The organism is Novosphingobium mangrovi, from assembly GCF_022818885.1.
In the GTDB taxonomy this organism is placed as follows: domain Bacteria; phylum Pseudomonadota; class Alphaproteobacteria; order Sphingomonadales; family Sphingomonadaceae; genus Novosphingobium; species Novosphingobium mangrovi.
In genome coordinates, this window is sequence record NZ_JALHAT010000005.1 from 152220 (window position 1) to 173305 (window position 21086).

At 66.4% G+C, this 21086-nt stretch carries 12 protein-coding genes; 6 read left to right on the forward strand and 6 right to left on the reverse strand.

Going from position 1 to position 21086, the window contains the following annotated elements; translation table 11 throughout:
• The first annotated feature begins 127 nt into the window (after positions 1-127).
• Positions 128-1060, forward strand: coding sequence for a LysR family transcriptional regulator (locus tag MTR65_RS05920; RefSeq protein ID WP_243798079.1), 933 nt, complete (start codon positions 128-130; stop codon positions 1058-1060).
• On the opposite strand, the gene MTR65_RS05925 is transcribed toward MTR65_RS05920, so the two are convergent.
• Both MTR65_RS05925 and MTR65_RS05930 read right to left on the reverse strand, forming a co-directional pair.
• Positions 1057-2493: a sulfatase family protein gene (locus MTR65_RS05925; RefSeq protein ID WP_243798081.1), complete on the reverse strand. Its 1437-nt coding sequence runs from the start codon at positions 2491-2493 to the stop codon at positions 1057-1059. The genes MTR65_RS05920 and MTR65_RS05925 overlap by 4 nt on opposite strands.
• 108 nt (positions 2494-2601) lie before the next feature.
• Positions 2602-5097 carry a TonB-dependent receptor gene (locus MTR65_RS05930; RefSeq protein WP_243798084.1) on the reverse strand — a complete coding sequence of 832 codons (2496 nt, stop codon included), beginning with the start codon at positions 5095-5097 and terminating at the stop codon, positions 2602-2604.
• A 237-nt stretch (positions 5098-5334) separates the two neighbouring features.
• Between MTR65_RS05930 and MTR65_RS05935 the strand changes: the two genes are divergently transcribed.
• Positions 5335-6261, forward strand: a complete 927-nt coding sequence (locus MTR65_RS05935; protein WP_243798087.1) for a LysR family transcriptional regulator — start codon at positions 5335-5337, stop codon at positions 6259-6261.
• A gap of 162 nt (positions 6262-6423) precedes the next feature.
• Here the strand turns inward: MTR65_RS05935 and MTR65_RS05940 are convergent, their stop codons facing one another.
• From MTR65_RS05940 to MTR65_RS05950, 3 genes are all read right to left on the reverse strand, one after another.
• The gene (locus MTR65_RS05940; RefSeq protein ID WP_243798089.1) at positions 6424-7695 is read right to left on the reverse strand and encodes an FAD-binding oxidoreductase; all 1272 of its coding nucleotides are present in this window, start codon (positions 7693-7695) and stop codon (positions 6424-6426) included.
• A 180-nt stretch (positions 7696-7875) separates the two neighbouring features.
• Positions 7876-8784 (reverse strand): mechanosensitive ion channel family protein, encoded by a 909-nt coding sequence (locus tag MTR65_RS05945; RefSeq protein WP_243798092.1) that lies wholly within the window; start codon positions 8782-8784, stop codon positions 7876-7878.
• A complete protein-coding gene (locus MTR65_RS05950) occupies positions 8784-12074 on the reverse strand; it encodes a coiled-coil domain-containing protein (protein WP_243798094.1) in 3291 nt (1096 codons plus the stop codon). The genes MTR65_RS05945 and MTR65_RS05950 overlap by 1 nt, the downstream gene beginning before the upstream one ends.
• A gap of 624 nt (positions 12075-12698) precedes the next feature.
• Between MTR65_RS05950 and MTR65_RS05955 the strand changes: the two genes are divergently transcribed.
• The 3 genes from MTR65_RS05955 to MTR65_RS05965 all read left to right on the forward strand — a co-directional run bounded on the left by MTR65_RS05955 (position 12699) and on the right by MTR65_RS05965 (position 19544).
• The gene (locus MTR65_RS05955; protein ID WP_243798097.1) at positions 12699-16814 is read left to right on the forward strand and encodes a hypothetical protein; all 4116 of its coding nucleotides are present in this window, start codon (positions 12699-12701) and stop codon (positions 16812-16814) included.
• A 55-nt stretch (positions 16815-16869) separates the two neighbouring features.
• On the forward strand, positions 16870-17934 hold the full coding sequence (locus MTR65_RS05960) for a DUF2235 domain-containing protein (RefSeq protein ID WP_243798100.1): 1065 nt from the start codon (positions 16870-16872) through the stop codon (positions 17932-17934).
• A 209-nt stretch (positions 17935-18143) separates the two neighbouring features.
• Positions 18144-19544 (forward strand): aldehyde dehydrogenase, encoded by a 1401-nt coding sequence (locus MTR65_RS05965; RefSeq protein ID WP_243798103.1) that lies wholly within the window; start codon positions 18144-18146, stop codon positions 19542-19544.
• A gap of 88 nt (positions 19545-19632) precedes the next feature.
• On the opposite strand, the gene MTR65_RS05970 is transcribed toward MTR65_RS05965, so the two are convergent.
• The gene (locus MTR65_RS05970) at positions 19633-20097 is read right to left on the reverse strand and encodes a MarR family winged helix-turn-helix transcriptional regulator (RefSeq protein ID WP_243798105.1); all 465 of its coding nucleotides are present in this window, start codon (positions 20095-20097) and stop codon (positions 19633-19635) included.
• Positions 20098-20179: 82 nt separating this feature from the next.
• On the opposite strand from MTR65_RS05970, the gene MTR65_RS05975 reads away from it, so the two are divergent.
• A complete protein-coding gene (locus MTR65_RS05975; RefSeq protein WP_243798108.1) occupies positions 20180-21013 on the forward strand; it encodes a p-hydroxycinnamoyl CoA hydratase/lyase in 834 nt (277 codons plus the stop codon).
• Positions 21014-21086 lie beyond the last annotated feature (73 nt).

Below are 21086 nucleotides of genomic sequence, written 5' to 3' on the forward strand. Positions count from 1 at the left end.
ACGCGGGACCTGGACCTTCCGGCCCTTCGATTCCGGCTTCTGCATCCCGCCTTCCCGATTGCCTTTTTGCCGCCCCCGGCGCAGGGTCAGATGGCTCCCGCAAGAGGGGCGATGCAAGGAGGAGAGGGTGCGGGACTACCCGTTCACACTGCGCCAGCTGGAGGTCTTTGCACTCCTGAGCGAGACGCGCAGCTTTCGCGTCTGTGCCGAGCGGCTGGGAATTTCGCAGGCCTCGGTCAGCCGCCAGCTCTCCGAGCTGGAGGCGCGCCTGGGGTTCGCCCTGTTCGTGCGGGGACCTGGCCGCCGCCCCGACCTGACCAGTCGGGGGGACGCCTTTCTTCAGGATCTGGATGCGCTCGACAAAGCGGGGCGTAAGCTGGCGAGCTACCGTCTTACGCGCCGTGAACGCGCAAGCACGCAGACGTTTCGCCTGCGCATCGGCGTGGGCCTGTTCGATCCTTACGTGAAGCCCAAGCTGGGGGCCTTCCTCGCCGCGCACCCGGGCATCGCCTGCGAGGTCCAGCGTACCCATCCCGCCGAGGAACTGGCTGCCCCGCAGCGGCGTGAGGCAAGCGATTTTACCGTGTTCTACCTGCGCAGCGACTGGCCCATGCCGCCCCATTGCCGGCCGCTCGGGCAGGTGCGCTCCGGGATCTATGGGGTCCCCAAGATGGCGGAGGCTGCCGCGCTGCCCCTTGCCGCCGAGGCGTGCGCAGGCTTGCCGCTCATCCTTCCCCCGCAAGGCTCGCGCGAGGAGGCGATGCAACTGGCGAGCCTTGCCGAGCAGGGCCTTGTTCCGCAGCGGGTGGTGGCCCGGACCGAGTATCCCGATGTTCTTGTCGCCATGGTCGAGCGCGGGGTGGGCGCGGCCTGCCTGCTCGAGCCGCTCCTGACGCGCTCGGCGCACGCGAAGCTGGTGCGGCTCTTTCCGCTCTCGGACTGGACGCTCGTGCTCTACCGCAATCCGGGGCTGGGCGGGGAGCGGGCCGATGCGCTGGAGGCGTTCGTGCGCAGTGCGATCCTGGAGGACAACGCTTATCCCACCGCAGTCGAGACTTAGCTGTCGATCCCGAAATGGTCGGCCAGCATCTCGCCGGTGAAGCCGTAGGAGGCGGCCTCGGGATCGTTGGGCAGCATCTTGGCGTTCCAGGCCTCCCAAGCCGCGCGCAGGCGGGCGAAGGTCTCGGGGTGGCGTTCCTTCAGGTTCGCCCGTTCGAGCGGGTCGGCCTCGACGTCGAACAGGAAGCTGTTGCCCGCAATCGAGAGGTACTTCCAGCGGCCCTCGCGCGCGGCCATCTGGTCATGGTTGCGAAAGCGCCAGAACAGCGCGCGCTCGGGGAACTCGCGGCCTTCCAGCGCGCCGCGAAGGTCGCGCCCATCGCTCGGGCTTGCCGGATCGGGCGCGGCGCCCGCAGCGGCCAGGAACGTGGGCATCCAGTCCATCGACATGATCTGCGCCGCGCTCGTGCTTGCAGGCGGGGTCACCCCCGGCCAGCGCACGATGGCGGGGATGCGCAGGCCTCCTTCGAGCAGCTCGGTCTTCTTGCCGGTGAAGGGCCAGGTGTCGGAGAAGCGCTCGCCCCCGTTGTCGCTGGTGAAGACGACCAGGGTGTCCTCGGCAAGGCCGAGCTGCGCAAGGCGGTCGAGGACGCGGCCGATCTGCTCGTCCATCGAGGTCACCATCGCGGCGTAGGTGTCCATCGAGCCCCCGTCGTAATGGGCGATGGAAAAGCCGCCCTTGGCAGCGAGGCGTGCGCTTTCCGCATGGTCCTCGGGCCCTTCCCAGGGCCAGTGCGGGGCGGTGAGGTGCAGGCTGATGAGCCAGGGCGTGTCCTCGCGCGCGCGCTCTTCCAGGGCCTCGATGGTGCGCTCGGCAAGAAGCTGCGTCAGATAGCCCGTCTCCTCGACCGGGGTCTCCCCGTCCCAAAGGTCGGGGAAACCGCCGATCTTGTGCGTGAAGTAGTCGACCCCGCCCTGGCGGATGCCCCAGAACTGGTCGTAGCCGCTCTTGAGCGGGCCGTACTTGGGGAGCGATCCCATGTGCCACTTGCCGACGAGGCTGGTGTGATAGCCCGCGCCGCGCAGGAGCGAGGCCATCGTCGGCTGTTCGGGGGGAAGGCCCACATCGCGAAGGCCGAGCGGCTCTTCCAGGCCCACCGGCAGGCGGTACTGGTAGCGCCCGGTGATGAGCGCGACGCGCGTGGCGGTACACACCGCGCTGTTGGCATAAGCTTGCGTGAAGCGCATGCCTTCGGCTGCGAGCTGGTCCAGCACGGGGGTCTTGTATTCGCGCCGCCCGTAGCAGGAGAGGTCGGCGAAGCCCATGTCGTCGGCCATGATGAACAGGATGTTGGGGCGCGTGCCCGAGCCCGAAGGCGGTGAAGGCGCGGCGAGTGCGCCGGGCGCATGGGCCAGCGCTGCGCCGGCCAGAAGCCCTGCGACGACGGCGCGGCGCGAGATCGCGCGGGGGCTGGGGGGAAAGGTCTGGGTCATCGTGCGTCCCTTGTCACGAGAAGTATCCGAAGGTGAAGGCAGGGGGGATCCGGGCGCAAGGCCGGAAGGGGCCAGATCAATCCCCTCCCGGCCCGCCCTCATGGCCTCCTAGAAGCGGCGCTTGACGGTGAGCGCCCATTCGCGCGGGCGCGCCGGGGTGCCCGAAATGAGTCCCGCGCCCGCGCCGGTCAGGTCGAACTTCTGGCTGAAATAGTACTGGTCGAAGAGGTTGGTGAGCGCGAGCGAGAGCTGCCAGTTGTCGTCCGGCGTGCGGTAGGTGAGCCGCGCGTTGGTGAGGGTGTAGCTGGGAATCCGGCCGTAGAGGTCGGAGGGCGAGCCCGGCACCGGCACGAGCGCGCTGCCCGCCATCGCCCCCTGGTGCGAGACGTCGATGCGCGGGGTCAGGCTGCCGAACCGGTCGATCTCGATGCGGTACTGGGCGCCGATCGACCACTGCCACTTGGTCACCCCGCGCGGCGGGCTGGCAAGGCGATCGACGACGGCGGCATCCTGGCTGCAGCTGTTGCTTTCGCCGGGGGCGAGGGCGCGCACGACCTGGATATTCACGCAGTCCCAGCTCCAGTCGAGGTAGGAGGCCGAGGCGTTGAGGTCGAGCCCGTCGATGGGCTCGGCGCTCAGTTCCGCTTCCAGCCCCTTGATCGTCGCATCGCCCGCGTTCTGGGGAAGGGCGCAGGGGCCGGGCCCCCCGAACTGGGGGCAGGACAGCAGGCCCAGCTGCGCGCCTTTGAACTGGTTGAGGTAGGCCGAGAGGTTGAGCCGCACGCGGTGGCCGAACAGGTCGGTCTTCACGCCAATCTCGTAGGCGGTCAGCTCCTCGGGCCCGAAGGGCTGGACCTGCGCTGCGTTGAACGGGCGCGGGCTGATCCCGCCGCCCTTGAAGCCGGTCGAGGTCGAGGCATAGACCAGCACCTCGTCCGAGATGCGATAGTCCAGGCTGGCGCGGTAGTCGAAGCGGGTGCCCTTGAAGCCGCCCGTCAGCCCGTTGAGCGCGGTCACGATCTCGGCGGTGTTGCCATTGCCGTTGACGTCGAGCACGTCCGGCCCCTGGTAACCGATGCCGTAGGCCGCCCCGATGGGGTCGACGAAGGCGTTGGGGCTGGTGCCGTCGTAGTTCAGCCGCTCATACGTCGTGGACTTGCTCTCGTCGGTGTAGCGCCCGCCGAGCGTCAGGGTGAGATCACTGGTCGGCCGTACGAAGACGGTGCTGAAAAGCGCGAAGGATTCCACTTCGACCGGCCCGCCGCCCAGGAACTGCAGCGGATAGATCGGCTGGCCCGCCGCGGCGACGTAGCGGATGTCGGTGCGGGTCGCCTGGTCGGTGTCTTCCTTGGAGAAATAGCTGCCGACCGTCGCCTCGACGATGGGGCCAAGCTCGGCGTTGAGGCGCATCTCGTGGCTGAAGAAGCGGCTCTTGAGGTCGACCACCGGCGCATCGAGGCGCGCGGGCGAGAGGTCGCTGTCGTTGGAGAACTTCGAATCGAAGCCGCGGTAGGCGGTGATCGTGGTAAGGTTCATCCAGTCCGCAAGGTCGAACTGGCCGTGGAGCGAGACGCCCCAGCCTTCGAAGAAGGCCTCGTTGGCGTGGGTGGAGGGCTGGACCGGAAAGCCCTCGAGCCCGGGGATCAGGCCCGCTTGAAAGCTGTCGCCCGCAGACTGGAACGCGGCGTAGTTGCAGTAGCGCCCGCACACGAAGCGGTTGTCGAAGGGCAGGCCGTTCTCGGTCGCGACGTTGGGGTTGGGATTGTTCGCGTAGAGGAGGACTTCGCCCGCGTTGTAGGTGGAATCGTGCGAGTAATCGCCGACCAGTTGCAGGTCGATACCGGGGCGCTCGAAGCGCAGCGCCACGCGGCCGGCGTAATAATCCTTGTTTCCGTAGTCCGCCGTCTTGCAGTCCCCGCCTGAAGTCTGCGCGGGGACGCCGCTGTCCGGATTGAGACAGCCATAGTCGTAGCCGGTGACGTATCCGTCCTGGCGGCCATAGGCGGCCGAGACGCGCGCCGAGAGATCGCCTGCAATGGGAAACTGCAGCGCGCCGCGCAGGTTCACCCGGTCGCGGATGCCGTAGGTCGCCTCGGCATAGCCGCCGAAGGTTCCGTCGGGCTTCTTGGAGATGTAGCGGATCGCCCCGCCTTCGGAATTGCGTCCGGTCAGCGTGCCCTGGGGGCCGCGCAGGACTTCGACGCGCTCGACATCGACCAGTTCGAAATTGGCGCCGGTGAGGCGCGGGAAATAGACATCGTCGATGTAGAGGCCGACGCCGGGCTCCACCAGCGGGTTGAAGTCGATCTGGCCCATGCCGCGGATCGAGGCGCTGATCGAGGGCCCGAACGAGGCCGACTGCTGGCGCAGCGCGACGCTGGGGGCCTGGTTGGCGATGTCCGCCAGGCTCTGCTGGCTACGCTCTTCCAGCATATCCGAGGTCATCGCGGTGATCGCGATGGGGGTGTCCTGGAGGTTCTGCGCGCGGAACTGCGCGGTCACGATGATCGTCGCTAAGTCGGGTTCGGGCTCGGGCGGCGCGGTCTCCTGCGCCCGGGCGGCGTCCAGCGGCAGGCAGGCCAGCACGAGGCCGAGCGCGCTCATCGCTGTGCCCAGACCTCCTGGTGCCGGTTCCCGTGCAATCCGGCGCGCGCCATGGGGCGCGGGCGCAAGGCTCCTCGTCATCGTCAACTCTCCCGTCATGTTTTCGTCGTTGTGGGAGGTGTGATGCGGCTGTGCGCGCTTGTCGGCAACGCATCGCCGGGTTACCCATGTGGCAACCCCCAGGTTATGGGCCCGGGGATGGGCACCCATAAGAAGGGGCCCGGGAGAGAGATCGCCATGACGCCTTTGCCGTTCACGCTGCGCCAGCTGGAGCTTTTCGCGGCGCTTGCACAGGACCTGAGCGTGCGCGGCTGCGCGCGGCGGCTGGGGATCTCGCACGCCGCGGTGTCGAGCCAGATCGCGCTTCTGGAAGAGCAGCTGGGTTTCGCGCTGGTTGCGCGGCAGGCGGGCAAGGGGCTGGCGCTGACCGCGCAGGGCATGGCCTTTGCCGAGGACCTTCGGGCCTTTCACGCCGCCGCCGACAGACTGGCCGCGCACCGGGCCGAGGAACCGGCAGAGCCCTGTGCTGGGCGTTTCCGCGTGCGGATCGGGCTGGCCTTGTTCGAGCACTATGTCCGGCCACGTCTTGGCCATCTGCTCGGCGCGCATCCCGAACTCGAGATCACCTTCGATACCCATGTGCCAGGCGAGGCGCGCGACCCGGGCCAGCCCGAGCCCGAACCCGACTTTGCCTTGTTCCATGCTCCGCTCGGTGGAGAGGTGGGAGAGGGGACGCGCTGCCTCGCGCAGGTGCGCTGCGCGATCTACGCCGCGCGCTCGCTGGCGGGAGAGAGCGAAGGTCCGCTTTCACCCCAGGCGGTGAGCGCGCTTCCCTTCATTCTGCCTGCGGCCGGTTCGGACCAGACCCGCGCGCACCTGGACGGGCTTGCCCGGCTGGGTATCGTCCCGCGGCGGATCGTGGGCCACTGCGACGATTTCGACGTGATGGTGAACCTTGTCGAGCGCGGGATGGGGGCGGCCTGCATGACCGAGCCGATGATTGCGCCCGCCATCCGGCCCCAACTTGCCGCGCTCTTTCCGCTCGAGAACTACCGCCTGATCTGGATGCGCCGGGCGGGAGTGGAGGGGCGCCTGCCCGATCTCGTCGCGGACTTCCTGATTGGCTGCGTGATGGACAATCCGGATTACCCGGCGCACGCCTGAGGATATATAAGTCACCTACTTACAGTGATATGCGTATAATTGCTTAGATGGTGTATTAGGATGGCCTGCAGGGTTGCCGTGTGCGCGGTCTGACAGCGAAGGCCCATAAGGTTTAGATATATCATCTTAAAAACAGTGACTTGCACCAAACTTCTCGTAAGTTCACGTAGTTTGTGAAAGTGGGCCGGGGAAGCGACCTTCCGGGTCGTAGCGGGCCTTTACCGCGCGAAGGCGCTCGTAGTTCGGGCCGAACCCGGCGGGCGCTCGTGCGGCTTCGTCGCGGTCGAGATAATTGAGGTAGACGGTGCCGTCCGACAGCGGTGCAAGCCGGGCGAAGACCTCGCGCACCGCCGCGATGATTGCAGCATCCTCGGCCGGATCGCACCACCCGGCCGAGATGCCCACGTTGTAGAGCGCATGGCGATTGGGAAAGGCGCTGGCCGAAATGTCGACATCGCAAACCGCGCCGCCGAGCGCTTCCAGAAAGATCAGCGTGTATTCGCCGGGGATCGTGGCGATACCATCGGCAAGGCAGGCGACGAGATCCGGGGTGAGTTCGTCGGCGAAGATCGACTTCCAGTAGTAGCGCCCGCCTCTCGGGGAAGAATTGGCGAAGGCCTTCTGAAAATCGACATAGGGCTGGGGTGTGACGAAGCCGTGCAGAAGCTCTCCCACCTCCAGCAGGGGCGCAAGCTCGCGCGCGGCGCGCTGGGCTTCGCCTGTGTGCAGGGCGACGAGGGCCAGGCAGGGCTTGCCGTGCAGATGGTTCGGGAAGTCGGGCAGCGGCGGTATCTTCATGAAGGCAGGGACAAGGCCAACCTCGCGCGCGGCAGCGCGCATGAAACCACCCACGAAGGCCATGACTTCCTGCGCCCTGTCGAGGGGGTAGAAGGCCCAGGCGGTGGTGATTTCGGGGCCTACGGGGGACAGCTCAAAGTCGAAGCGGGTAACGATCCCGAACTGGCCGCCCCCTCCGCGCAGCGCCCAGAACAGGTCGGGATGCTCGCGTGCGTTGACCTCGACGCGGCGGCCATCGGCGAGCACGACTTCGGCGCCGATCAGGTTGTCGATGGCAAGCCCCAGTTGGCGCGAGAGAAAGCCGATCCCTCCGCCCAGCGTCAGCCCGCCCACGCCCGTCTGGGGCTCGACCCCGGCGGTGACGGCCAGGCCGTGAACCTGCGTGGCCGCATCGAGTTCGCCCAGGAGCACGCCGCCCCCCACTCGTGCGGTGCGCGCCACCGCGTTGACTTCGATCCGTTTGAGGGCGGCCAGGTCGATGAGGAGCGAGCCTTCGACGAGCGCGGCGCCCGAGACCGAATGCCCTCCGCAGCGCGCGACGGCCTGCATCGCGTGCGCGGCGGCATGGCGGACGGCGGCCTCCACGTCCGCGGCGTCGCGGCACTGCGCGATAAGCGCCGGGCGCCTTCCTATCATGGCGTTCCAGCCTTGCCGGGCGGAGGCGAACGCGGGATCGTCGGGGCCTAGTACGGTTCCTTTGAAATCGGCGATGGAATGTGCGTTGCTCGACATCTCGGGCCCCTCTCCCTTCGTGGGTGCCGTTCGCTGTACGCACAGACTACGCCTATTCGGGAGCTCTGCAATCCATTGTCGGGGTCAGGGGGCGGGGCGGGACTGGCCGGGCGTCAGGATGCCTTCGTGCTGGAAGGCGCGCAGGACCCGCAGGTTCACGTCGGATTCGAAGGCTTTCTCAAAGCGCGTGTCGAGGACGTAGGCCTTGAGGCGCAGGCGCACGCCGACCAGGTAATCCGACACCCACTGGTTGACGAGGATGACCACGGGCTTGGCGAGGAAGACGTAGCGGCTGGACAGCACGGCCTCGTTCACGATCTCGCGCGCGCGCTCGATGTCCTGGTCGGCCGCGATGTGGAAATCCATCACCACCTGCATGTCGAGCGCGCCGTAGTTGCCCGAGGACGTCACATCGCTCAGGAACTTGCTGTTGGGGATGGTGACGGTGTTGTCGTCCAGCGTCTGCATGCGCACGGAGCGCAGGCCGATGGCGGTGATGTCGCCGTATTCGCCCCCGAAATTGACCCGGTCGCCGACCTGGAAGGGCCGGTCGAGCATGACGATGACGCCCGCGATGAACGAGGCGACAAGATCCTTCATCGCAAAGCCGACCGCGACCGCCACCGTGCCGCCGATCACCGCCAGGGTTGTTTCGTCGACCCGGAAGGAGAGGAGAAGCACGAGGATCGTTGTCGCGACGTAGATCACGAACTGGCCGATCGTGCTGACCTTGTGGAGGGTCAGGCGCCGCGAGGAGAACTCGCTCCCGAAGGCGGCGACGAAGCGTCCGAGAAGACGCAGCAGCATCCAGGCGCCAGCCACTACGAAAAGCGAGGTGATGACCCCGCCCCAGCGCACGATGTCGGCGAGGCGGCTGATCGTGTCGATGTCGATATCGTCCTGAGCCCATGCGGGGCTGGCGACCAGCGCCAGAAGTGGGGCGGCAGACCGCAAGGGCCGGAACAGGGCGCGGACAAAGGAGGGGCAGGGCATCAGCGTGTCTCCCGCACGATGAGGTTCTGGCGCGCGAGCAGGCGGGCGACGGTCGTCCACCAGTTGAGCGCGATCTGGTAGCCGGGCGCTGTGTGCGTGACCGCGCCCATGCGTTCGAGGCGGCGCAGTGCGTCGCTGATCTGCATGTCCGAAAGATCGGTGCTGGCGTGGATGGCCGCCTTGTCGGCAAAGTCCATCTGGAGCAGCACGCGCAGCACGAAGAGGGCGGGCATGGGCAGTGCGGCGAGGCTTTCCGTGGGCGGCGTGTCGAAGGTGCGCACGGTGACCGTGCCGGTGACGGCCTCGACGAAGAGCGAGCGGCGCCAGTAGTCGAGCGCGATTGCGGGATTGCCGCCGACGTGTTCGGCGAGGCGTTCGAAGTAGCCGCGCTTGCGGCGTTCGGTGACCGAAACGTCCTCGCCGAACTCGAACACGCCGTCATCGACCATGGCGGAAAAATCGGGGGCGATCCCGGCCTGCGCCGAGCGGCGCTCGATAAGGGCGCGCAGCTCGTCTGCAGTCCAGACGGGCAGCGTGTGGATGGCATCGAAGAGGATGCGTTCGCTGCGCGCGCGCTGGAGGAAGCGCCAGGCGGCATCCGAGATTGCGAAGACCCAGGCATGGCCCTCCTCGCACGAATGGCGGGCCTGTCCGATCAGCCGGTCGAGCGCCGCAAGCCCGCCGATGGCCGGGGTGATAATGCGCTGGATATCGTCGATGGTGATGAAGAGCGGGGCGCCGCCGCTCGCCTCTTGCGCCAGCTGGTCGGGCAGGCGCTCGACCCAGTCGGCGGGCGGGCAGGGCGGCACTTCCAGGTGCACGTGGTGCATGTCCTTGCCCGACTTGCGGGCGAGGTCGCGCAAGTACGAGGACTTGCCGAGCCCGCGTTCGCCCACGAACAGCGTGAGCGATCCGGCCGGAACCGGAGGCATCGGCAGGTGCCCGGGACGTTCGGCCCCGAGGCGCAGCGTCGAGGGCGGGCGGTGCGGATCGAAAACGGCGAGGGTCTCCGGGGGAAGGCGGTGGAAGCGTCCGCTGGCCTTGTCCTCGGCCACCTGCCGCTCGGCCGCGATGCGCGCGCGCTGCTCCAGCATCTCGCGCACCAGCGCCACGTCGCGCACGCGCCGTGCGATCACCGCGCGCACGCCCTTGGCCAGCAGCAGCACACCCACCGCGATGCGTCCGGCAACGCCGGTCACGCCGCCCGGGTCACGCGCAATCCAGCGCAGCAGCGCGCTGTCGCCTGCGTCCGCCGCGGCAAGGCTGACGATGCGTGCGCGCCACCAGCTGGCGAGCAGCACCGCCACCACCGGCACCAGTAGCCAGGCGACGGTCACCACCCAGTTGTAGATCGCGCCTTCCCCGACGCTCGCGCGGGTGAGGTTGAGCATGAGGCCGATCGCCAGCAGGCTGCCCGCGATCAGGCGCAGCGACTTCCAGCGCAGCGCTGCGCGGGGATCGTCCTGCCCGCGCCCGCGTGCCAGTTCGTTGACAAGGCGCACCGTGACCACGGTCGCCAGCGACCAGAACACCACGATCCAGAGGAAGCGCAGGCCCGCCAGCGCAAGATCCTCGGGCCAGAGCCACCACAGGACGCAGGCGAGCAGCAGCCAGTCGAGCGGCGCGCGCACCTGGCGCCAGTGCTGGAGCGCGGCGCTTTGCAGGGAACGCAGGACCGTGCGGGGGCGCTTGAGGGCCGCTTCCATCTGCGCGCGTGCCAGCAGGGTATCGCCGCGCTTGCGCCACCAGGCGAACGCCATTGCGATCAGCATGAGGCGCAGCACGGCGAGGACGAAGGCGGGGCTGGGGCTGGTCACGCGGGCCAGAAGATCGCTGGCGGTATGGCGCCAGGCCTGAAAATTAAAGCGCAGTTCCAGGACGATCTCGAAGACTTCGCGGCGGACCTGCGCCACGCCTTCCGGGCCAAAGCCGGTCACGCGGCCTCGCATCGATCCGCTCAGCGCGTGCAGGAGGGTGAGGCGCGCGCCGTTCATCAGGTTCATGGCCTCGCGCAGTGCGCTGCGCTGCTGCCATAGCCGCTGGGCGTAGGCTTCGGTCAGCAGCGCTGCGTCGCGCTCGAGCGCGGCGCGGTGGGTCTCCAGCGCGCGCGTCTCCGGCGCGTCGGAGGACAGCGCGCGGTCGAGAGCTGGCGGCGTCAGGCCGGGCGTTGAGGGCGCTTCGGAGACCTCGAGCGCGGCCTGCAGTTCCCCACGCACCTTGGTCAGTTCGGCGACCAGTTCGGGGTAGAGCGCATCGGCCGTGGCGGGGCCGGCCTCGGCAGCTTCGAGGGCGCGGCGGCGCCAGGCAAGCGCGTTGTCGCCCACGGTGTCGGGCGAGGCGCTGCCGCGCACGAGGTCGGCGCGGAATTTGGCCTGGGCCTGTTCGGTCTTGAGGAGACGCGCGCGCTCGCTGGCGACAAGGCGCTCATGCTCGCTGGCGGCATCGCGCGCGTCCTGCTCGGCCTTGCTGAGGCGGGTGTTGGCGTTCTTGAGCCGGGCATCGGCCTGGGCGACTTCCTGCGCCGAGCGCGAGGAGACGCCGGACGCGGCGGCAAGCTGGACGAGGCGGTCGGGAGGCAAGCGGAAGATCGTGCGCCGGGCCAGCGCGACCTGGTCCTTGAGCCAGGCGATGCGCAGCGCGGGGGACGCGTCTTCGGCGGGTTCGGCCTCGTCGGGGATTTCAGTGTCTCGCAGGAGCGCCATCTGGCCGGCGTTGTTGGCGGCATCGAGCAGGTTGATGTCGAGCGCGCCGGGCGGCACGGCCTCCCCCTTGAGGAAGGCCTCAAGCGCGGCGAGCTCGGCCTTCAGGCGCGTGAGTTCCTGGGCCTGCGAGCTCTTTTCCTCGGCGGCCTCGCGGTAACTGCGGTGGGCCTTTTCATGGCTTTCGAGGAGGGTGCGGCGGCGTTGGTCGGAGAGGCGCAGGAAGGCGGCTTCGGCCAGTGCGAGCTGCGCCTGCGCCGGGGGCAGTCCCCCCAATGCGGCCGGATCGCGTGCGGCGCGCGCATAAAGATCGCGGTCCTCGACCATGCGCGCGACAAGCCTCAGGCGCGGCGTGTCCTGCCCGATGAGGCTGGCTCCGAAGAGGTCGTGGGCGTCGACGGCCGGGTCCAGGTTTCCGGCGAGAAGCGCCTGGATGCGGGCGGCGCGCTGGGCGGCCGGAGCCACCTCGGGCGCATTCTCGGGCGTGCCGTCCGCCGCGGTGGGCTGCGCCACGAGCGGCGTCTCGCAGACGGCCAGCGCCATGATGGCGACAAGGACGAGAAGCACGAGGCGAAGGGGCGAGAGCGTCATGGCAGGCACGATGCCGCCAAGCGGGCCGCGCTGCAACGGTGGGAGCAGGGATACGCACGGTTCATGAACCCCTGCGAGAGCGTCGCAAAGCCTTATGGCGCAGGGGAATAGTCCGGATCGGCGGGCGGCGCATGGGCCGAGGGCTCCAGGACGCGGCAGACGATCCGCCGCGATCCGGACGTCAGGCCGCCGCCCTGCATCAGGTTCGCGGGACATGCTGGCGCAAAGATCCCTGCTTGGTGACGGCGCACTTTTACTTGGGCTTGATAAGTTCTCGCGCGCGAACAGTTTGGGACGAGCGCCGTGGCAGGGGCCGGATCTTTAACCTGCGGGCGCTCGCTGTGGCTCCCGCGATTCGGCCATTCCTGGGGGTGAGGGCCAGGGGAAAGGCTGTCTTGCGGCGTTTTTCGCGATACCGGGCGTGCTGCGGTGAACCACGCCTAGAGGCGGGTTTGCGCGCGATTTCATGTGCCTGTTTTGAATCTGTATTTATTTAAAGATGAATAATAGTGTCATTATTGAGGTTAATTTTATTAATCTATCGATTTAAGTGCCGCTTGATATAGAATTTTGGGTGGGTCGCTCTTCGCATTTCATGTCCGGTGTGGGGCAATAGGAGGACTCATGGCGCAGGCGTCTGCGGTGAAGACCGGGGGGGGATTCCTCGGGGGCGCCTTGGGCGAGGTTCTCGCTGGCGTGCTCGGCGTGCTGCTGGCTGGCAGCCTCTTCTTCGCCTTCTTTGTGCAGCCCCGTGCGCAGCACGAGCGTGACCGCATCTACCGCGCGATGGCGCAGGTCGCGCGGCTGATCGATGACCAGATCGAGGTTGCGAAGTTGGCGCAGTCAATCTGGTCTGGATCCAGCATCGAAGAGAACAAAGCTCTGGAAGACTACCCGCACTTGGAAGGCGGATGCCCGAACGAGCCTGTCCTATGTGTGAGAATTATGGGCGACAAGGACGAGGGCGCGGAAGAGCAGGCCAACGTGAACGTGCCGCCGAAGACAGACGAGGTCGCGGAAGAGCAGGACACCGTGAACGTGCCGTTGAAGACAATCGCGGAGAATGCCGATCTTCCCTATCCCGAGGCCATCCTCCTCATCATGGATGAACATGGAAATGTTCTGGCCGGGCAGGACAGGGATGGTCGCTGGAGCCTGTTCCATTCGCTTGGAACCCTGATCCTGGGAGGGGACGGGGCGGGGGGGGAGGCCACCGAGCAGGGTCGGAAGCCGGGTGTGAGCTCCGGAGGAGAGGCCAGTACAACCCGGGAACTGGTCAAGATGAAGCAAACCATCGAGGCCTACCAGCGCGGCGAGCGCAATGCGGTCTTTTCAGGGGCGCCCGCGCGCCTGACCCACAGTTTCGGAGGGCAGGATTATGCGGTGTTCATGGCCGCGCATCGCCTTTCGGCGACAAAAGGCGCGGTGTGGATCGGAGGGGGCGACAGCCCGTTCGCATCCGGCTCGGATGGGGCCGTGCAGAGCCGTAGCCTGATCTATGCGTTTCTCGTTCCCGAGCGGGTCATTGACCGCACGGCCACGGCGCTGCCCAAGAGCGCTCTCGTGCACCTGTTGATGGTGATCGTCATCCTGTTCCTGGCCATTCCGATGATCAAGCTGTTCAGCCAGAACGCGCTCAAGCCCATCCGTATCGCGGACCTGGCCGCAGTCATGCTCTCAATCATGCTGATCACCATGACCGCGACGCTGTTCACGACCGTGGTGCTGTTTCGCAGCAGTGTCACGCGCGATATCGAAGGTGAACTGGCGTGGCTCTCTAACAAGGTCTCGCAGAGCCTTTCAAAGACCATTGCGGCTCGCAACAAGCCTCTGGGAGAGGACGAAGAGGCCGTGAAGACGTTGCTGTTCGGCACGCACCAGGGCGTCGTCGCACGGGGGGATGCCGACGCACTCGTCGGTGTGACAGCTGTCGATGCCGACGGGGGGTGTCTGCCTTCCTTGGAAGACACGCAAAAGGTTTTTTGTGGCGGGAGGTTCTTCGGTGTGCAACCCAGATTTGGGAAACTGAATGTCGCCAAACGGGACTACTTCAAGGCTTGGGAAATGGGTCTGGGCTTTCCCGGGGGAGGCAACTATGTCCAGTTCCTGCGCTCTAAAGGCAATGGCCGGCTCTCGCTCTCGGCCATGGGCGGGAAGGTGGTATGCCCGGGGGCAGATTGCGGGCTGGATCGGCGAGGGGGGACGCCGCTCTTTACCTTCTTTCCGATTGCGCTGCGCGCTCCGGTCCTGCCTCGCAACTTTGCGTTCATGGTTGTTCTCAACAGCGATCTTCCAGGTGATCTGACCGCGCGCGGAGGCGTCGTTGCGGGCGACGTGCTCTACCACAGCCACCAGGCCCGCAGCATGAACGAGAACCTGCTTGTCGAAGCGCGGTACGATCCAGGGCTGGCCTCAGCTCTCGAAATGTTGCGGCAGGGCCCACCCAGCAAGGACGGCGAACGGGCCTCGGTACGCAGTTCGCTGCTGCCCATTTCCTATCAGGGACACCCTCACTTCGCGCTGGTGCGGCCGGTTCCGGACACGCCCTGGTCGGTTGTGGCGATCTACGCGCGCGACGAGGCGCTGGACCTGCTTGACCTTTCCGTGGTGCAGGCGTTCCTGCTCGGGTGTGGCTGGATCGTGTTGGTCTTTCTAATCTGCTGGTTGCTGCCGAGGGCCATGCGCGCAATCCTGTTGCGGCCCGATCCGGGGCGGACGCAGGGGACGAATAGGCCTGCCCCTCCTCCCATACGCGGGCGTTCGATCTGGTTCTTTCCCAATGCCCTGTCTAAGGGCGCGGGCGATGGCCTGCGCTATTCCTTTGTGACCGGGCCACGCGAACTGATCTGGCAGGGTGGCGTTCTCCTGCTTCAGGGGGCTGTGCTGTGGGCTTGTGCGCCTGAGGTCGCGGTCTTCGCCAGTTGTGGGCTCGCGGTGCTTCTTCTGTGCTGCAACTACCTCACGATCGTACGCCGCAGCGAAGATTCGCAGAGCGAACGCGGCCGTCGTCATGCCAAATGGGTTGCGTGGCTGCGCATGGGGGTTGCAGGTGTCACGCTGCTCGCGATGGCCCTTGTCCTGGGCCTGTGCGGGAGGATCGACACTTCCGATCTCGCGCAGGCATGGGTATTCCTGCCAGCCGCGCTGGCCGTGGTAGCTATCCAGATTGTGCGTTGGCTAAGCCTGCGCCATTACCAGCGCCCTTCGGCGCCCCCACAGCAGGTTCGTTCCGGCCAGCGTCAGGCCTACATCCTGCGCACCCTTACTCTGCTGACTATCGTCGTGAGCATGCCCATGGTCTGTATCATGGCGCTGACCTACAGCGTGAATGTCGAGCAGTATATGGGACGCTCGCTGGCGCATGTTGCCGCGCAATCGGAAAGGCAGGCTCGCGCGTTCCAGGCCGATGCGATGCGTCTGGCACGGGCCAAGGAGGCGGGTGGGGGAACTGCGAAAGCTGAAATTTCGCTCGACGAAAAGAAGAAGCTGGACGAACTGGCGAAAGGGTTACTCGAAGATTGGAAAACGGAATTCGGGCTTGGCACCCATGCGCTGAAAAATCCTGGCTGGTTGGTCAGCGCTTTGCCAGCTGCGACATGGTGCAGTGATGGAGTGGACGCCCACGGTGAGAAGCCCATAAAGGACGGTGAGGACCGTCCCGAGGCGGGCGAGGAACGCAACGCGAAGGTTCACGAGATCGAACCCCAGTCACAGGATCGGTCGACCGCGGGCGCGGACACCGACGGGGGTGGGCTCTTCGCGGTCGGGGTGGAGGCCTTTCCCAAGTGCTGCAAATCGGCGGACGAGGCCAGCAATGAGAAGAGCGAGGCTGGCAATGAGAAGAGCGAGGCTGGCAATGACAAGAGCGAGGCCAGCAATGACAAGAGCGAGGTCAGCAACGGCGAGCCTTGCAATATCGAACCTCGGTCACGGGGGGGGCTGGCCGCCCTGGTCGAGCGTCTGCAACCGCGCATCGGGGTGTCCGACCCGGGGGTGGAGGATCAGGCCAACCGCTACATCCTGACCCGGGAGGCGGGGCGCCTTGCGCTGGCGCGACCAAGGCAATTTCAGCCCTTGCGCGCCGAGAAAACGAGCTGGTCGCTTGAGGGAACGGCGCTGATCAGTGGCGATGCAGAGCAGCTGCCGCTCCACCCCCGCTGGCTTACCGTGCTGTTCCTGGGGCTGTTCGTGGCGTTCTTCGGGTTCGCCATGTATCGGCTGCTCGTGGCTGTAGCGGAACACCTGACCGGTCTCTATCTGCTTCCGGTTGATGTATCGTCCGCGCAACAACTGATAGCACGCGGCAAGCAGATACAGTCCAATCCGCGTACGGCCTGGGATGCGCTGGGAGGCTATCCGCAGAAGGCGCGGTTAATGGCGCTGGCCCATGGTCGCTCGATCAATTTCCACGAGCGGGAAGCGATCCAGGATCTGGTCGAGCGTGGTTACCTGCAACTGACGCCCTATGTGCAGATCGCGTGCGAGGAACTTGCGGAATACATCCGTCACGACCTCCCGCGTGAGGAGAGGGAGCGGGTGCGAAACTACTGCGCGCAGGTAGAGGACAAGTGGGACCATGTGCGCCTGCCGATCATTGTCGCCTACGTCGCGGCCTGTGTGCTGGTGGCCTACGTCTCCCCCAACCTGGTCCAGCTTGTCACGACTTCGTTCTTCGCGCTGGCCGCGCTGCTCCCGCTGATGCGTGATCCGCTGGCCCAGTTCCTGGGCAAGAGGGGGTGAAGCGCCTGACGGAATACCCCATACCGGGCCTCCGTGCCCCCGAGAGGAGAGTGTCATGTCCAAGAGCCTGATCGTGTGCTGCGATGGAACCTGGAACAGCGCGGACCAGAAGGGCGAGCCGACCAACGTCACCAAGATGGCGCGGGCGATCCTGCCGCGCACGGCGACAGGTCGCGCGCAGGTGATCTATTACGACGAGGGCGTGGGCAGCGGCAACGTGCTCGACCGGGTGGTGGGCGGCGCGTTCGGCACGGGGCTGGGCACCAATGTCCAGCAGGCCTACCGCTTTTTGTGCCAGAACTACGATGTGGGCGACAGCCTGTTCCTGTTCGGCTTCTCGCGAGGGGCCTATACGGTGCGCAGCCTGGCTGGTCTGGTCGGCCTCGTCGGGCTGGTGCGCAAGGGTGATCTCGACAAGCTGCCCGAGATCTGGGCCTACTACCGCAAGGATGATCGCAATCGGGCCAAGGCGCCCCTCGATATGGCCCTCTTCGAAGGCCGGCATCCGGACATCGAAATGGTGGGCGTGTGGGATACCGTGGGCGCGCTGGGTGTTCCGACCAATTTCCTGGGGCCTCTGGGACGGCGGCGCCATGCCTTCCACGACGTCAAGCTGGGCGGCAAGGTGCGCCACGCCTACCACGCTCTCGCCATCGACGAGCGACGCCGCAAGTTCGTTCCGGCCATCTGGGACACGAAGGGGGGCATTCCCCCGGGGCAGGAGGTGGAGCAGGTGTGGTTTGCGGGCGCACACAGCAACGTGGGCGGAGGGTATCCCGACAAGGTGCTGTCCGACATCGCGCTGCTGTGGATGTGCGACAAGGCAAAGCCGTTCCTGGAGCTCGACGAGGACTACCTCGCGCGCAAGGTCGAGCGGGTGGAGCAGGGCGCGGCGCGTGGCCTTCTGGTCGATTCGGCACGACATGCGTTCTGGAAGCTGCAGGGCCAGAAGGAGCGTGCACTGGGCTCCGACGCGACTGAGACAATCCACCCGAGTGTGCTGGCGCGTCTGAATCTCAGCCGGGATTCAAAGGCTAGTCTCAAGCCTCCCTTCGCGCCATTTCCCTATCTCCCGCGCAATCTTCTGCGTTTCCTGGAGAAGACGGGCCTGATCCGCTGAGCCGCCGACGGCGCGTGGGCTGCGCGCGCGCCTCGTCGCGGCGCAGCACCATCCCTCCCGGACGCTTTTTCCCTTGCACTAGGCCTCGGCGCGTGGCGCTGTGCGTCACGGCTCGTCGCATCCTCTGATATTACTATTGCTGATAGGCAAAATATCGCTATTCAGCATAGCCAAGTGATTCAGGGCCAGCAGAGCCAAGGGAGATAGGGATGACTGAGTTCTCGCGTCGCAATCCGCTGACGGGCGAAATCGCCTCCAGCGCGCCGGCCATGCAGCCCGGCGATATTCCGGCCATCGCGAAGAAGGCCGCGCAGGGACAGGCCGAGTGGGGCCAGATGGGCCCCAACGCCCGCCGCGCCGTCCTTACCGAAGCCGCCGAAGCGCTCGAGGCGCGCCGCGATGATTTCGTGGCCGCCATGCAAAGCGAGATTGGCGCAACCGCGGGCTGGGCCATGTTCAATCACGGCCTGTCGGCCAGCATGATCCGCGAAGCCGCTGCGCTCACGACGCAGATCTCGGGGGAGATCATCCCGTCCGACAAGCCCGGGTGCCTTGCCATGGCCGTGCGTGAGCCGGTCGGCGTCATCCTCTCCATCGCGCCCTGGAACGCGCCGATCATCCTGGCCGTGCGCGCCATCGCAACCCCGCTTGCCTGCGGCAACGCGGTGATCCTCAAGGCCAGCGAGATCTGCCCGCGGGTCCATTCGCTGGTGATCGAATCCTTCGCCGCTGCAGGCTTTCCGGAAGGTGTCGTCAACCTCGTCACCAATGCGCCCGAAGATGCGGGCGAGGTCGTGGGCGCGCTCATCGACGCACCCGAAGTCAAGCGCATCAACTTCACAGGCTCCACCGCGGTGGGCCGCATCATCGCCCAGCGCGCGGCAGGCCATCTCAAGCCCTGCGTCCTCGAACTGGGTGGCAAGGCACCCTTCCTCGTCCTGGAGGATGCCGATCTCGACGAAGCGGTGAAGGCCGCTTCCTTCGGCGCCTTCATGAACCAGGGCCAGATCTGCATGTCGACCGAGCGTATCATCGTGGTCGAAGCGGTCGCCGAGGCGTTTGCGCAAAAGTTTGCGGCCAAGGTCGCGACGATGACCACGGGCGATCCGCGCGAGGGCACGCACCCGCTCGGCGCGGTGGTTGACCAGAAGACGGTGGACCACGTCAATTCGCTGATCGAGGACGCGCTGTCCCACGGCGCGACCCTGCTGACGGGCGGAACGGCGAACAGCGTGCTGATGCCCGCAACCGTCGTCTCGGGTGTGACCGATGCCATGAAGATCTACAGCGATGAAAGCTTCGGCCCGGTCGTCGCTGTCCTTCACGCGCGCGACGAGGAACACGCGATCGCGCTCGCCAACGACACCGAATACGGCCTCTCCGCCGCTGTCTTCACCAGGGACACCGCGCGCGGCCTGGCGGTGGCGCGGCGCATCAGGTCGGGGATCTGCCACGTGAACGGCGCGACCGTCCACGACGAGGCGCAGATGCCCTTCGGAGGCGTCGGGGCCTCTGGCTACGGCCGCTTTGGCGGCAAGGCCGGGATCGATAGCTTCACCGAGCTGCGCTGGATCACGGTCGAGACCCAGCCCGGGCACTACCCGATCTGAGCCGCGGAGCGGTCCGGGCACGGTCGATATGATGCACGTCTCCCTCCACGGCAGCGGCCTTTGGGTCCAGCCTCTGGCGGGTTCCGCCTCAGCGCCAGAGGGCGTTGAGGGCGGGGACGAAGTGGTCGCGATGCTCTGTGGGGATGCGCTGGAGCAGGTCCTGCTCGAAGGTCTGGGTGATCCGGCGCACCTCGTGCAGGGTCGCCTCGCCCTCAACTGTCAAGATGATCGCCATCGACTTTCCATCGAGCGGCACGCGTTCGACCAGTCCGCGCGTGACCAGACGCCCGATCAGCGGGGCCATGTTGGCCGAGCGGATGTCGAGAGCGGTGCCGATCTGGCTGGAGGTCATCGTGTCGCGCCCGTCGATCAGCAGGAGGATCGAGGCTTCGGACACGCGCAGGTCCACCTCGGACAGCAGCGTGCCCAGTTCCGCCATCATCGCATTGGCCGCACGGCGCAGCGTGTAGCCCGGCAGGATGGCAAGCGGATCGGGTTCCCCATCGGGCGCAGGAAGGGAGCCGTTATCGGGCTTTCCGGATGTGTCGGCCAAGGTTCTCTCCGCAATTGGGCTCTTCGTGAGCCATCTTATTCGTATCGAAGATAGTCAAATACACAGATCAAGGAAATTTGCCATGTCCGAACGTGCACCTGAAGATACCGTCTCCTACACCGTCGAGAACCGCATTGCCTGGGTTTCCTTCAACCGCCCGGAAAAGCGCAACTGCATGAGCCCCAACCTCAACCGGCGCATGACCGAGATCCTCAACGAGCTGGAATTCCGCGAGGACGTGGGCGTGCTCGTCCTGACCGGTGAGGGCACGGCCTTCTCGGCGGGCATGGATCTGAAAGAGTACTTCCGCGAGAACGAGGAAAAGGGCATCGGGGCGACCCGCCATGCCCAGCGCGAAGCCTATGGCTGGTGGGAGCGCCTGCGCTGGTACGAGAAGCCGACCATCGCGATGGTCAACGGCTGGTGCTTTGGCGGCGCCTACGGTCCGCTGTTCAGCTGTGACTTGGCCGTTGCGGCCGAGGACGCGCAGTTCGGCCTCTCGGAAATCAACTGGGGCATCCTGCCCGGCGGAGGCGCCTCGAAGGTCATCGTCGAGCTGACCGGTTTCCGCAACGCGATGTACCACGCCATGATGGGCGAGAACGTCGATGGCAAGAAGGCTGCCGAGTGGGGCCTCGTTAACGAGGCCGTGCCCGGCGACAAGCTCAAGGCCCGCGTCGAGGAGATCGCCGGTGTGCTGCTGGGTAAGAACCCGACCGCGCTGCGCGCCACCAAGTGGGCAATCCGCCGCGTGGGCGAGATGACCTTCGACAACTCGATGGACTACCTCGTTCGCACGCAGGAAGCGGCCAACTTCTTCGACGGCGAAGGCCGCAAGGAAGCCACCCGCCAGTTCATCGACGAAAAGACCTTCAAGCCGGGGCTGGGCGCCTATGACCTGAACAAGAAGGACTGACCTTCACGGGACGGGGCCACGTCGCAGCGGCGGGTCCCGTCCACCCCAGACCTATCTCACATTCACCTGAACC